The organism is Fictibacillus sp. 23RED33, assembly GCF_015903925.1.
Taxonomy (GTDB): Bacteria; Bacillota; Bacilli; order Bacillales; family Fictibacillaceae; genus Fictibacillus; species Fictibacillus phosphorivorans.
The window spans coordinates 203328-218273 of the sequence record NZ_JACZDX010000001.1 but is presented as its reverse complement, the minus strand read 5'-3'; the positions used below and the strand labels follow the sequence as shown (position 1 = coordinate 218273).

Annotated in this window: 13 protein-coding genes and 1 riboswitch; of the genes, 1 reads left to right on the top strand and 12 read right to left on the bottom strand. The window is 40.6% G+C overall.

Going from position 1 to position 14946, the window contains the following annotated elements; translation table 11 throughout:
- Positions 1-35 precede the first annotated feature (35 nt).
- The 6 genes from IHV09_RS01170 to hutP form a co-directional block, all read right to left on the bottom strand.
- Positions 36-296 (bottom strand): helix-turn-helix domain-containing protein, encoded by a 261-nt coding sequence (locus tag IHV09_RS01170; protein ID WP_197126946.1) that lies wholly within the window; start codon positions 294-296, stop codon positions 36-38.
- Complete coding sequence (gene hutG, locus IHV09_RS01165) at positions 289-1263, bottom strand: formimidoylglutamase (protein ID WP_197263419.1); 975 nt, start codon at positions 1261-1263, stop codon at positions 289-291. The genes IHV09_RS01170 and hutG overlap by 8 nt, the downstream gene beginning before the upstream one ends.
- Positions 1238-2509, bottom strand: coding sequence for an imidazolonepropionase (gene hutI, locus IHV09_RS01160; RefSeq protein WP_197190769.1), 1272 nt, complete (start codon positions 2507-2509; stop codon positions 1238-1240). Before hutI ends, hutG begins: the two co-directional genes overlap by 26 nt.
- A gap of 16 nt (positions 2510-2525) precedes the next feature.
- Positions 2526-4187, bottom strand: coding sequence for a urocanate hydratase (gene hutU / locus IHV09_RS01155; RefSeq protein WP_197126943.1), 1662 nt, complete (start codon positions 4185-4187; stop codon positions 2526-2528).
- Positions 4188-4203: 16 nt separating this feature from the next.
- Complete coding sequence (gene hutH, locus IHV09_RS01150; protein ID WP_197126942.1) at positions 4204-5730, bottom strand: histidine ammonia-lyase; 1527 nt, start codon at positions 5728-5730, stop codon at positions 4204-4206.
- A gap of 289 nt (positions 5731-6019) precedes the next feature.
- Positions 6020-6454 (bottom strand): hut operon transcriptional regulator HutP, encoded by a 435-nt coding sequence (hutP, locus tag IHV09_RS01145; protein WP_066391539.1) that lies wholly within the window; start codon positions 6452-6454, stop codon positions 6020-6022.
- Positions 6455-6635: 181 nt separating this feature from the next.
- Between hutP and IHV09_RS01140 the strand changes: the two genes are divergently transcribed.
- A complete protein-coding gene (locus IHV09_RS01140; RefSeq protein WP_197190770.1) occupies positions 6636-7094 on the top strand; it encodes a hypothetical protein in 459 nt (152 codons plus the stop codon).
- Positions 7095-7187: 93 nt separating this feature from the next.
- Here IHV09_RS01140 and IHV09_RS01135 read toward each other — a convergent pair whose 3' ends face one another.
- The 6 genes from IHV09_RS01135 to spoIIP form a co-directional block, all read right to left on the bottom strand.
- A complete protein-coding gene (locus IHV09_RS01135; RefSeq protein WP_197126940.1) occupies positions 7188-8300 on the bottom strand; it encodes a GerAB/ArcD/ProY family transporter in 1113 nt (370 codons plus the stop codon).
- Positions 8301-8440: 140 nt separating this feature from the next.
- Positions 8441-9793, bottom strand: coding sequence for a TrkH family potassium uptake protein (locus IHV09_RS01130; protein WP_231618094.1), 1353 nt, complete (start codon positions 9791-9793; stop codon positions 8441-8443).
- 3 nt (positions 9794-9796) lie between these two features.
- The gene (locus tag IHV09_RS01125; protein ID WP_144702694.1) at positions 9797-10453 is read right to left on the bottom strand and encodes a potassium channel family protein; all 657 of its coding nucleotides are present in this window, start codon (positions 10451-10453) and stop codon (positions 9797-9799) included.
- 139 nt (positions 10454-10592) lie between these two features.
- A riboswitch (cyclic di-AMP (ydaO/yuaA leader) is annotated at positions 10593-10748 on the bottom strand.
- A gap of 78 nt (positions 10749-10826) precedes the next feature.
- Complete coding sequence (locus IHV09_RS01120; protein WP_197126939.1) at positions 10827-11609, bottom strand: undecaprenyl-diphosphate phosphatase; 783 nt, start codon at positions 11607-11609, stop codon at positions 10827-10829.
- Between the two features lie 108 nt (positions 11610-11717).
- The gene (gene cls / locus IHV09_RS01115) at positions 11718-13220 is read right to left on the bottom strand and encodes a cardiolipin synthase (protein WP_197195628.1); all 1503 of its coding nucleotides are present in this window, start codon (positions 13218-13220) and stop codon (positions 11718-11720) included.
- Positions 13221-13769: 549 nt separating this feature from the next.
- On the bottom strand, positions 13770-14921 hold the full coding sequence (gene spoIIP / locus IHV09_RS01110; protein WP_197126937.1) for a stage II sporulation protein P: 1152 nt from the start codon (positions 14919-14921) through the stop codon (positions 13770-13772).
- Between the last annotated feature and the right edge of the window lie 25 nt (positions 14922-14946).

Here is a 14946-nt window from a genome sequence, read left to right as displayed (position 1 = left end):
TATAATAAATAGAAAGAGTGCTATTAAAATAAATTCTAAGACCCCTGCTTATAGTAATGTTGTTTTGCTTCTGCTAACACACGTAACGGAAGTTTGTCAGCGAGTTTAAACGCTTCTTTTTCGTCTAACTCCAATGTCGTTACAAGCTTTTCTATCTTTTCTTCAGAAGGAATCATCCTTCCCTTTTCAATATCAGCCATGTATTGAGGAGTAATACTTAATCTTCGAGCAAGCTCTGATTTACTCAATCCTTTTTGGTTTCTGGACATTTCTATAAACCTTCCAAATTCACTCATCCTTTATTCCTCCTTTTCTTTTTGTATAAAAAAGTGTGAATTGTATGATGATGTAGGCCGCTAATCGGCTCGTCATATTGCGGAAATCTAAGGTTGGATCAATCTCTACGATGTCCATTCCTTTAACAGATGGTTCTTGTGCAAGATATTGTATACCTTCAATTAACGAGTCGCTGTCTAATCCACCTGGCCCGATTGCAGGACATCCTGGTGCAAAAGCCTGATCCAAAACATCCATATCAAGAGAAATATATATGTTATCTGTTGTCTGTTTTAACTGGTCAACTGATTTTTGCAATAAAGAAAGCAAGCCACTTCTTTTAACATCACCCATCGTATGCACGGTAACACCATGATCCTTCGCATAATCATGATAGAGTTTCCCGTTTGAGAAATCTCGAATACCGATCTGAACAAGTTGGTCGCCTGTAATCACACCATTTTCAATAAGTTGGCGAAACGGCGTACCATTTGATGGACCACCGTCCTCCGTGTTACGGAGATCAAAATGTGCATCAAACTGTATGATGCCAACTCGTCCCCTCGTTTCTTGGAAAGCTTTGATCGCTCCTGCAGAAACAGAATGATCACCACCCAGAGTTATCACACATGCATCTCTATGCTGAGCTCCGATATCTTTTAAGACCGAATGGATACGGGATTGTGACGTAAAGAGATCTGTTACATGCATCTCAATATCTCCAAAATCGGTAATGCTCTGATCCCAAAGATCATTTTCTTCTTCAATGCTATATGTGGAAAACGAATGCATCATCGCACGAATGGTCTGTGGTGTGAGATGTGCACCTGAATGTGAAATAGAAGTCTTAGAGAGAGGAGCTCCCGCTACTGCCACTCCCCTCACTTGATCTCCTGACCAAGGCTTTAATAGCTGACCTGCCTTTTTAATGCCGCGGTCAGTAAAGGGTGCCTCATCCGATTTACGTAGAAAGGGTATAGTTTGCATGAATATCTCCCTTTCCAACAACTAACTTACCGTTCTTCCATACTTTATTTACGTGGTTAACACCGTAGTGGTAAGGAATATACTTGTAGTTTGGTACATCCCACAGAACTAGATCTGCTTTTCTTCCTATTTCTAGACTACCTGCAACATCTCCGCGTCCAATAGCGAAAGCTGCATTGACCGTTACAGCGTTCCAAATTTCTTCTGGCGTCATCTTCAGCTTTAATGCAGCTAAACTCATAATGAACTGTAAATTTTCTGTCGGTGAACTTCCAGGATTAAAATCAGTCGACAGTGCTACAGCTGCCCCACTTGAGATCATGCCCCGTGCTGGAGCGAAATGATCTTTCCCTAAATAAAACGTAGTGCCTGGAAGAAGGACTGCGATCGTATCTGACTCACCGAGCATACGAACCCCTTCCTCACTTGCTCCAACTAAGTGATCGGCAGATACAGCCCCGATCTCACAAGCCATCTCCGTCCCGCCAAGAGGATCAATTTCATCCGCATGAATCTTTACACCAAATCCTGCTGTTTTTGCTTTTTGAAGAAAGACTTTAGACTGTTCTACTGTAAAGACACCTGTTTCACAGAAAATATCTACAAACTCTGCAAGACCCTCTTTTGAGATTACACTCAACAAAGAAAGCATCTCTTCTAAAAAGGCATCTGGTCTTCCTTTATAATTTTCAGGAATCGCATGAGCTCCCAAAAAGGTTGAAACAAGGTCGATCGGGTGAGTTTCATTCAGCTTTTTTGCTACTCTCAACTGCTTTAATTCGGTCTCTTTATCCAGTCCGTATCCACTCTTTGCTTCCATCGTCGTAACGCCATATGTTAAACATCTGTTTAAATGGAACATTCCTTTTTCATAGAGATCTTCTTCTGATGTTTCACGCGTAGCTTTAACGGTCGAATGAATTCCCCCGCCTTGAGCCAAAATTTCTAGATAAGGAACTCCTTGTTGTTTCAAAGCGAGTTCATGCTCACGCGATCCCCCAAACACGAGGTGTGTGTGAGGGTCCACTAAGCCTGGTGATAAAAGTTTGCCTGTTGCCTCAATCGTTTCTTTTGCCTGTAACTGAGATGCTTCTTCCGCAGTTCCTATAAACGCGATTACACCATCTTTTATCCCAACAGCTCCGTTATCAATGATGGAGAGTTCGTTCATCTGTGTACCTCGAAGCGCCGCTCCATTACTTTTTGGAACAATCACCTGTCCAGCAAAAATCAATGTATCTAGCATTCGTCACACTCCTTTTTTATTTCTCGATCATTGGCAGATCTACGCCTTTTTCTTTTGCCGTCTCAATCGCAAGGTCATAACCTGCATCAGCATGTCTAACGATTCCCATTCCAGGATCACTTGTTAATACACGCTCTAAACGACGAGCTGCTTCTTCTGTTCCATCTGCTACAACGACCATTCCGGCATGAAGAGAATACCCCATCCCAACACCGCCACCATGGTGAACAGAGACCCAGCTCGCTCCGTTTACCGCATTGATCATCGCGTTTAAAATCGGCCAGTCCGAAACGGCATCACTGCCATCCTTCATTCCTTCTGTTTCACGATTAGGCGAAGCAACTGAACCGCAATCCAAGTGATCACGCCCGATTACGATTGGTGCTGACAATTCTCCGCTAGCTACCATTTCGTTGATGATTTTTCCAAACTTCGCACGTTCACCATATCCTAACCAACAGATACGGGAAGGAAGGCCTTGAAACTGTACTTTTTCCTGAGCCATCTTGATCCATTTGCAGAGGTGCTCGTTATCACTAAACTCTCGTAAAATTACTTCATCCGTTTTTCTGATATCTTCTGGATCGCCCGATAACGCAACCCATCTAAAAGGTCCTTTCCCTTCACAGAACAATGGGCGTATAAAAGCTGGTACGAATCCAGGGAAATCGAATGCGTTTTTTACTCCTTCGTCAAGTGCTACTTGTCTGATGTTATTCCCATAATCGAATACGACAGAACCTTTCTTCTGCATCTCAAGCATAGCCTGAACGTGAACCGCCATCGATTGCTTTGATTTTTCGATATATTGTTCCGGATGACGTTTACGAAGTTCTGCTCCTTCTTCCATAGAAAAACCTACTGGTAAGTAACCATGCAACGGGTCATGCGCAGAAGTCTGATCCGTAACAAGATCAGGAATCTCTCCCATCTCGATCATCTTTGGTAAAAGTTCAGCAGCGTTCCCTAGAAGACCAATCGATAAGGGCTCACCTTTTGCCGCATATTCTTTCGCCATGCTTAATGCTTCATCTAAACTCTTTGTCATTTTATCTAGGTATCTCGTATCCAAACGACGTTGAATCCTTGTTTCGTCTACATCGATTGCGATCACAACGCCATCGTTCATTGTTACTGCTAGAGGTTGTGCGCCTCCCATACCTCCGAGACCTGCTGTTAGCGTGATCGTTCCTTTTAGTGATCCGTTAAAATGTTTGCGAGCCGCTTCGGCAAATGTTTCATACGTCCCTTGCAGGATGCCTTGTGTGCCAATATAGATCCAGCTTCCTGCAGTCATTTGGCCGTACATCATCAGACCTCTTTTTTCAAGATCACGGAATGTCTCCCAATTTGCCCATGCAGGGACAAGATTGGAGTTGGCGAGTAAAACACGCGGAGCATCAGTATGCGATTTAAATACGGCGACCGGCTTTCCAGATTGTACGAGAAGGGTTTCATCATTCTCTAAACGCTCTAATGTTTCTATGATCTTATGATAAGAGTCCCAGTTGCGGGCAGCTTTACCAATTCCTCCATATACGACAAGCTCATCAGGATTTTCTGCTACTTCACCATCTAAATTGTTCATAAGCATTCGAATTGCCGCTTCTTGCACCCATCCTTTTGCAGATAGTTTCGTACCTCTTGCAGCTGATATAGAATGTTTTACGTTTGACATGTAAAAATACCTCCTTTTAATGTGCTAACTTTTGAATTTTAGATCCGATTAAGATGTCATTCCACGATGTATCAAGGATCCATGAAGCAACAGCTTCCATATCTTTGTGGAACATACGGTCACACTGTATCGTCGGACAAACGATTCTTCCTTGTTCATATACTTTCTTTGTTTTAGGTGCGAGCTTTTCAGGTCCTCGGAAATCTGCAGCCTGCATCGCACAGATTAATTCAACAGCCAGCACTCGTCTTGCATTGGCAATGATCTGAGCCGCATGTCTAGAAGCGATCGTACCCATACTCACATGATCTTCTTGATTGGCTGATGAAGGAATCGAATCGACACTTGCAGGGTGCGCCAATGTTTTATTTTCTGAAACGAGCGATGCAGCAGCATATTGCATGATCATCGCACCTGACTCAAGCCCTGGATTCGGACTTAAGAAACCAGGTAAGTCACTCAACTGAGGATTGACCATCCGTTCGATCCGTCGCTCTGAAATGTTCGCCCATTCTGCTGCGGCGAGCTTCAGAAAGTCCATTGCAAAAGCGATAGGCTGACCATGAAAATTCCCACCTGATATGATTTTGTTTCCGTCATCAAAGATCAGTGGGTTATCCGTTGCAGCATTCATCTCGATCTCAAGCTTTTCTTTTACATAACCAAGAACCTGCCACGAGGCCCCATGTACTTGAGGGATGCATCTTAACGAATATGCATCTTGTACCCTGATCTCTCCTTGTTTCGTTGTCAGCTGGCTGCCTTCTAAATATTCTCTTAAACGCTTTGCAACATCTACCTGCTCTTGATAACCTCGAGCAAGATGAACATCTTCATCAAACGCATCTGTTATGCCTCGTAAACTTTCTGTGGTAAGCGCTGCAATCGCATCTGCCATGAGTCCGATGCGTTCCGCTTCTATATAGGCAGCAATACCTTGTGCTGTCATTGCTTGCGTTCCATTGATCAAGGCAAGCCCTTCTTTCGCTGTTAAGACGACAGGTTCAATTCCCGCTCTCTTTAAAGCATCCTGACCAGAAATACGTTCTCCTTTGTAGTACGCTTCTCCCTCACCTACTAACACAAGGGCTAAGTGAGAAAGCGGTGCAAGATCTCCACTCGCTCCAAGTGATCCTTGTTGCGGAACAACAGGATGAACATTCTTCTCGACTAATTCTAGCAACCTTTCGATTACGATTGGCCTGATACCCGAAAAGCCTTTCAGAAGAGCATTTGCTCTTAAAATAAGCATAAGACGACTGATCGTCTCAGGAAACGGTTCTCCGATTCCACACGCATGGCTGCGGATCAGATTGATCTGCAATGTCTCCACATCATCTCTAGAAATAAAAACATCGCTAAACTTTCCGAAGCCAGTCGTGATTCCGTACACCACTTTACCTTCAGCCACAATCGCTTCAACCGCTTTCCGGCTGTCAGCCACTTTCTTCATACTGACCGGGCAAGCTTCAATGGGTTCATTCTCATGCAGAATCCGCTTGATCTCTTCCATCGAAAGTGTATTACCTGTTAATGTAATCATCTTCATCCCTCTTTTACTAAGGTTCTGTTCTTTCTTCGAAGTAGTTGATTTCCGTTACAGGAACTCGCTTTCAGCGGGGTGTGCGGTGAGCCTCTTAGCGCTCTGCGCTGTTAAGAGTCTCGCCTGTCCCACTCATCCCGCAGGAGTCTCGCACCTTTCACTCCAATCAACTTTCCAAAGAAGCTATTAAAAGAAACCTCAAAATGTATAGATAAAAAACAAAAAGAGCGCACCCGAAAGAAAACTCTTTCGAATACGCCCCCTCATCACTAGTTACTATGGGCACTATTTAAATATGATTGATTCCTAGACCAATCGCTTCATGCTCTAATCCTTTTACAGGAGCTCCGATCGTTCCGTAGAGAGCGACTGCTATCCAGTCACCTTCTTCTTTTTTCTCATATGGATTACCGCGAACGACGATGAAACGCAAACCTACAGTTCTAAGAACGGTTCCAAGCTGAACCTGTCCTCTTGTCACCCCATGAAAAGCTTCCATGATGGCATGATATAAAGAATGTGTTTCACGATAAATCCCAGTTTGAATTATATTTTCACTTTTGGCCGCTGTTTCAATGGCAGCTACTACCTTTTGTGAATCCATTGAACCGGCTTTGCCTACGCAATACTTCCAGCCCAATTTCTCGATCTCAGGCAGATAACTTTCATCTAATACCCCTAACATGGCCATCTTTCCGATCAAACGTTCATTTGATAATGCCATTGCATGAATCACTCTTTCTCTAACGGCTAATAACTACTTCTAGTGTATGCGTTTACAATTTGTCCGTCAATTCCCTTTCAACAACTTATCACAGCAGTATAGTAAAGAAAATGACACGTATAATCTATCAAACTAGCGGTAAGAATGATAGTAAGAAATATAACGGAATGAGGGTTGTTACATGTTAAACGTACAAAAAGAAATTGCACTTGCTTCAATGTCACGCACACCACAGTTCGAGGAAGATGTGAATGACTTTTTTATCGCTTATGACAAAGGACATAACCCGTTACTGCTCTTGCCTACTACAAAAGGATTTCTTCCTGAAGGACAGGTGTACGCGATCGCATTTATTAAAAAAGAAAATAATTCATATCAATTTACTCTTTCAGATAAAATTATGCCTTTTTCGATGAATGAGGCAACGCTCATTCATGATCAGCTCGGTTTCTTCTTCGGTCCTGATAATAATATGCTTTCTTCCTTTTTTAAAGGTGATACGTATGGCGCATATGTAGTCTGGACAAAGCATATGGTCACGCAATTGATCAACGAAACTCTTCAAAATTGGCATAATACATCAGATGATTCACAGCGCGAAAAACACAAGACGCGATTAACTATGCTTCTTCAAGCCTAAGTAAAAATAATAAAACTGACTGCTAACTTCCCTCTTTCCTATGTGCAACAGATTGAGGAAGCCTAACAGTCAGTTTTTTTTAATTGTGGTGCATCATGTAGTAGATGATGTCTGTTCTTTATTATTTTTCTTAATATGTTTCTTAATAAAAGTCATGATAAATAAAAGTGGAATATAACTGATGGCTAAATAAAAACCGATCTTGTTCGTATAGTTATTGAGCATGTTGATCTTCAAACGAGTGTCTAAGTAATAACAAGCAGCCAACGTGATCGCTAATAAAATGATCAGTGTGATATGTTGGCGGATGTTCAACATCAGTTTGGCCACCCGGCTCGAACACCAGATCGCCAGTGCAATATTTGGCAAAATCACTAAACACCACATCGAAACGAAAACAAAATCAAATCGTTCCACGAATGAAACTTGAACGATTTTCACCATAGAAAGGGTTGCCCATATATTTCTAGACAACTGTTCTTCGCTAAAGAACGCAAATGAAAACAAAGTGACTAGCAAATACATCATAAATGTAAAAAGATTAGCATGATGCGCAAATTTTTGAGACCGCTTTGCATTTTTAATAAACGGATAAAAAACAAGAAGTGTTTCAAAACCAAGATAACTCAGCATCATATTTTTCGTTGCAGATAAATAGTCTTTTACATTCTCATCAAAGACCGGCAGGAGATTAGAAAAATGAGTAAATTCCAATGGGTATACGAGTAACACGATCAAACCTAATGGAATGACAACTCCTAAAAAACAGATGCCCGCCACCGTTCGAAAACCAGACGAAACCACATAGTACGTTAATATCAGGAATACAGCAGCGATCTTCCAAGTACTTAGAGTGGGAAACATCCATACTTGTATGACTTCAATATACGTTCGTAACACTGTAATCGACCAGAGCAGAAAATATAGAAGTAAAAATAGATTAAATAAGTTTCCAATCAAACCACCAAACAGCGATTTATGAGTTGATACGATATCCCCATCGCCGTTATCGAGCACATAATAAATCATCCATATAAGAGCATGTACAAAAATGGCAGCTATGATGACTGATATCCAGGAATCATAGCCAGCGTATTTAGCGATGATACGCTGATAGCCTAGCACCCCTACCCCTACTTGTTCAGAATGGACAAGAAAAAACACAAGAAAGGGAGAAACGAGAAAAGCTTCTTTAATTTTTTGCATGACGATTCTCTTCCTCTCTTAGAAACAGCATTGAAATCTCGTTTTAGCATTCCCAAGAGTAAAGAGATTAACCCATAAATAACCAAAAAAGCTGACGCAAAATGTGGGAATACACCCGTTCTGCATCAGCTTTCATTCCTCTATCCAGTGAACACTTCACCGTCTGGATACCTAATATTATCTTTTGTTTGTTTAGCAAGACTGAACGCCAGTGTTAGCGGTCCTAATTTACCGAAAACCATTACCACACAGATCACAATTTTTCCGATGACTGTGAGATCTGGGGTAAGTCCCATACTTAATCCAACTGTTCCAAATGCAGAAACGACTTCAAACACGATCACCATGAATGAAACATCTTTCTGGACATATGTGATAATAAATAATGCGGCAAAGATAAACAAAATAGAAATAGTTGTAATAGCAAGAGCTCTGTAAACAACAGCATTTCGAATGGTCCGCTTCATAACAACCGTACTTTCTTTCCCTTTTAAGAAAGCTGCAACCGTAAAAATAATAACAACAAACGTGGTCAGCTTTATCCCTCCACCAGTAGAGGTACTTCCTGCCCCAACAAACATTAAAAGAATCATCAACAAGGATGTATCAGGATTTATGGCTGTCATATCAATCGAGTTAAAACCTGCTGTTCTCGGTGTTACACCTTGGAAATAAGAAGCCCAGAATTGCTCAGCACCTGAAAGCATTCCAATGGTCTTAGGATTATTAAACTCAAATAAGTAGAAGAACAAGATTGCCACAATATTAATAATCAAAGTAGAAAGCAACATCACTCTTGTATGAAGAGAAAGTTTTTTCCAGCTTCGGCTCACCCATATATCAACCAATACGGTAAACCCAATTCCCCCTGTTATAAACAGAAACGATATGACGATGTTCACCATCGGATCTCCTACATAACCCATTAGACCGTCAGACCACAACGAGAATCCTGCATTGTTGTATGCCGATATAACATGAAAGATGCTATAGTAAATTCCTTTACTAACACCAAAGTCTGGAACAAGCCTTAGTGATAGAAAAAAGATGGCGATAATCTGGATGCTGATTGAAAATACAAACAGATTTCGAACTAACCGGATTACCCCGCCTATAGAAGGCTGGTTGAGTGCTTCTTGCATCAGAACACGTTGTTTGATGGATATTTTCCTCCCCATCATAATAACGACTAATGAAGCAAATGACATGACCCCAAGTCCTCCGACTTGGATTAAGAACAAGATGACGATCTCACCAAAGAGTGTGAACGTTGAGCCAGGATCAACAGTAGCTAAGCCTGTTACTGTTGCTGCTGAAGTTGCAATAAAAAAAGCATCTACCCACGATAACGTTTTTTCATGGGCAATAGGAAGCTTTAACAAACACGTCCCAACGAAAATAAGAAATAAAAATAGTAACGCTAAAAACTGAGGAGGGTTCAATCTAATTGGGTTGTGCAAAAAACGTTTATGCTTTCTAACATGTAGTGCCAATGCTTACACTTCCTCATCCTCAAAACGATTTAGATCTTCGTTACGACCGATCACGACAAGTATATCCCCATATTGAAGAGATACATCAGCAATCGGTGAAACGAGTATCTCATCTCCGCGTTTGATTGCGACGATATTACATCCATAGCGTGCACGAACATCTAGATCTGTTAGCGTCCGATTCACTAGCTTATCCGTTACACCTATCTCAACAATACTGTGTTCATGCGATAGCTCAATAAAATCAATAATCTTTTCAGAAGATATGAGTTGAGCAACGCGAAGCGCCATATCACGCTCTGGGTGGATAATACGGTCTGCTCCTAGCTTTTCCAACACTTTATGATGATAGTCATTCTGTGCTTTTACCCATACTTTTTGAACGCCTGCTTCTTTTAAAAGTAAAGTAGTTAAGATACTTGCTTGGATGTCTTCACCGATCGAAACAATTACCTGTGTAAAATTTCGGATTCCTAAAGACTTCATTACGTTTTCATCCGTAGAGTTAGCTTGAACAGCCTGAGTAGCTATTGTTGCAAACTCATTTACTCTTTCCATATCTTTATCTATAGCTAGAACATCATAGCCCATCGTCGCAAATTCTCGACAGATGCTGCCTCCAAAACGTCCTAAACCAATTACTGCAAACTGTTTTTTCATTATGGTCTCCCCTTAAAATCCATGAAGTTTTTGCTTCGTTGTTCTCTAGCCTTGCTGGTCAAGAGGTATATAAATTTAAGTAAAAAAACGCAAAAAAAGACCACACAAAGAAGCGGGTCCGGTTTTCCACCAAATTGACCTCTCCAGTGACATGACGCTTACGGGGTTAGCTGTCGGATTAGGGATTGGAGTATCCCTTTTTGCAAATAGAGCAAAATTCACCCCAAAAGATTGGTTCCCCCGTTTTACAGTAGTTTCACCATAAAAATAACTGTAAATTCAGCGATCTAAAGCCTGCTAAATTTTGAATTACATATACTGTAATCCTCTATCTTTTAAAAGTCAATCCATTTTTTTAGTGTTAACAAATACTTTACATTTTACCTGAAAATTGAAGGATCAATACTACTATTCCAATCAACCAAACATAGACAGCAAATCCTTTTAACGTACCGGTTTGAAGGAGTTTGATCATCCACTTTACCGCCACATATCCAAATAGAGCCGATGCTAAAGTACCGACCAATAAGGCTGAATAAGAGATAGGTGGATGTCCACCCGTAAATAGATCTTTTGACTGCAATACTACTCCTCCTGCGATAGATGGTATGGATAATAAAAAAGAAAAATAGGCCGCTGCTTTTTTATCGATCTTGCAAAAGAGCGCTGCTGCAATCGTTAGTCCTGATCGTGAAATAGCAGGAAGAATAGCCGCACCTTGAAACGTACCGATCACAAGTGCATCCCTTATTGTTATATCTTCAATCCCTTTATATCCATTTCGCTTATAAGAATCCGCCCACCAAAGCAAAAAACCTGTAATTAAGAACTCCCATCCAACCGTGATCCCGGTTTTTGAGATCTCTTCAAAAAAATCTTTAAATGCTAGTCCTATAACAGCGGTTGGAATCGTTCCAGCGATAAGCAGAACTCCCGTTTTGCTGAGTGGTCTTTTTATAACTTCTAAGATTTCTCTCCAATAAACCGTCATCACAGCAATAAGTGTTCCTATATGAAGCATGCTATCAAGAAACAACCCGGCTTCTTCTAGCTGAAACACTTGCCTGCCTAGAAGGAGGTGTCCTGTAGAACTGACAGGCAAAAATTCTGTTATCCCTTGCACAATGCCTAATATTAAGGCTTCGAGCCAATCCATAAAAAAAACCCCCTCAACTTTCATGGTCTCGTACAACCTATTCATGAGGAGGATTTTCTATTCTAGTTTTTTGATAACATTCTAGTGTTACTTAACGAGCATTTGTGATTAAAGCACACCTGAGAAGAGACGAGCAAACGATTCTTTTGTTCGTTCCCACAAACCTCTTTTGTAAAACTCTACGGGTTTCACTTTTATAGATTCCACCATGTCTTCTTCATATTGCTCTACAAGATCTGAGACAGATGATGTATTCAGCAAGAATACGTTCACTTCAAAGTTAAGGTGAAAACTTCTCATGTCCATATTAGCTGTACCGATTGAAGCTGTATCACCATCAATAATGATTACTTTTTGATGAAGGAATCCTTTTTTGTAGGAATAGATTTCTATTCCAGAACGCAGAAGCTCTGGAAAATAAGAGCGCGTCGCATATTGCGTCAAGAATCCATCGTTAATCTCAGGAACCAACAAACGGACCTGAACACCTTTTTTTGCTGCCACTCTTAAAGCCGTTCGAATCGCTTCATTAGGAACAAAATATGGTGTTGCGATCCAGATTGATTTCTCTGCACATGAGATCAAAGAATAGAATAGATCACTCATGATTCCAAGCTGAGTATCAGGACCACTTGCCACCACATGAACAGTACCATCCCCTTCAGCGGGGTATGCTCTTGTAAGATGATTATCTTCTAAGAGATCTTCTCCACAAACATATTCCCAATCCATTAGAAATATGGCATGAAGAACTTGAACAGCTTCTCCTTCCATAACCATGTGTGTATCGCGCCAAAAACCAATCTCCGGATCTTCTCCTAAATACTCAACGCCTACATTCAAGCCCCCTACAAACCCAACCTTCCCATCAATAATAATAATTTTACGATGATTTCTGAAATTAAGCTTTTGATTAAAAAAACCATATCGAACAGGTAAGAATGCTTCAACGAGAATTCCTGCTTTTTTCATTCTGTCGATATCATATTGCTGAAGAGACAGACTTCCTATCCCATCAAACAAAAATCTAACTTTCACGCCTTCATTCGCTTTTTTTATTAAAAGGTCGATAATGTCTTTACCAAGGCGATCTGAACGAAAGATATAATACTGAATATGTATATACTCCTTGGCTTCTTCCAGCCTTGCAAAAATTTCAGGAAACGTCTCTTGACCATTCTTCAAAATTTTTGAACTCGTTTTTCTGTTCAAACGCGTAAGTGTGATGTGATGAGCGTGCGTTGCAAAGCACTGCTGATGTCTTTTTAAATCACTAAAGTCCGGCTTTTCTTCTTGTTTAGATACCCTGATCCACTCGTCTCTGTCTTTTTTTCGTTTCGATTTAAAAAGGTGGCCTTTTAAATAAAGCTGTCCAGAATACAGGTAGAACATATATCCGATAAACGGAAATAGAATTAATACATAAATCCAAAGAAGTGTATGTTGAGCTGTTCTGTTCTCGAGCATTAACGAATAAATCGTATACAGAATCACTGCGATGTAAAGGAGCCCAAATACCGTTTTGATTATCACATATCCTTCTGCAAAGAAAACGATGTATAAACAGACAAGTAACAATAGTGTGAGGAAAAATTCCCATATTCGTTTCATGCACGTGCTCCTTTTTTACCAATCTTCTCTTTCTCTCTTTATTCCCTTCACCATGTAATTAAAACAAAGAGCTCTTCTCTTTTTATACCATTTTTTCTTAGGATTTGCAGAAATCACGACTGTTATGAAATTAGGTATTGTTTCAATCATTCGAAACGGTTTTTTTTGTGTACGCATTGGGTTGATAGACAGACGCTTCGGAAATTTGCGTGACCGATCGGTGGTGAATTTTGAATTGGACAGATTATGTAACCAATCCGACAGATTAATCTTCAAATCGGACAGATTCACTAGTCAATTGAAAAAATTACCGTCATTAACAAAACGGCGCCCATTCATAGACTCCTCTATAGCACTTACTGTCGACTTTGACGAAAATACTGTCCACTCTTTAAGTTTTACTGTCCACTTCTGATGATTTACTGTCCACTTTTGTAAGTTTACTGTCCACTCTGCTATTTTTACTGTCCACTTTAATTTTCCGCAAAAATAGAAAAACATAAAAAAGCTCCAGAGGTTATCACCACCTCTGGAGCCAGTCAACATTCTTTATTCAGCTTTCGCTCCATTTTCTTTCCAGTAGTACTCTGCCACTGCATCTGCCACCGCTTCTGCACTTCTATACAGCTCGTCCATGTTGTTATCCACTCCGCCAAATTCAATGAGTAAAGCATGGTCAGAAAGGTCTTGATTATAAACACCATTTCCTTGAGTTTTGTTTTTTCCAATAACCCCACGACTTAAACCAGGGTATTTTTTATCTAAGATCGCGTTGATCTCTTGTGCTGCTTTTTGGTTCTTCTCAAAATTAGGATTCGCTTTACCGATAACGAATAAAGTACGCGCATAGGACTTACCATTAATTTGTGTTGTTGTAGACTTTCCTCTCATAGAATCTCGATGCAGATCAAAGATTAAATCAATATCATTGTTGCTCGCCATCGCACTTTCAACTAGTGTACGTGACATCGGATAACTCTTTCGATAGTCTGTGTTATTTTTCCTCAAAAGCTCCGTCATGTTTGTCATATCGACGGATGTACCGATTCCTCTCGCCTCTAATTCTTCCCCTAGCTTTTTCCCTACCATCGTGATGTTGACTTTAGAATGAATAGCATGATCAGGATTTGTTACTCCTTTTAGGTGAGGTAAGAACGATTCCCAACTGTGCGAATGATAGATATAAGCGATTTTCTTTCCACTCGTTGTTTGACCTGGTGGGTTCTCTGAATCAGATGGATCTGGATCTTCTAACCGCTCGATATCTTGAACTTCCGCTTCCTCACCACTTAATAGAAGTTCCATCGGTGGTGGTGACTCATACGCTAAGTTTGTATAATCCGTTCCTTCCCCAGCAACAATGATTGTTGAATCATAGAGTGCAAAGCCAGGAAGTTCGTTTCCTAACAAACTTCGGATATCACCAGGCTTGATGCTTGTTGTTAATTCGAACAATACACTTGATAATGCAGGCGGTTCACTTTCTTTTGGAAGCTCTTGCGTGAAATATCGGTTTTCCCAACCTATGAAATAGACAAGTGCTTCTCCAGAAAATTCCGTTAACCACTTATGCATGGTTGATGAACTCAATCGATATTTGTGTTCAAAGGATGTGATGAAGCTAGTGGCAACGACGATAAATAGCATGGCTCCAGCAAGTAATAATGGTAAACGCTTCATATTCAATTGCGGGGTGAACATGTATAGCCCTCCACTTCTGTTAACG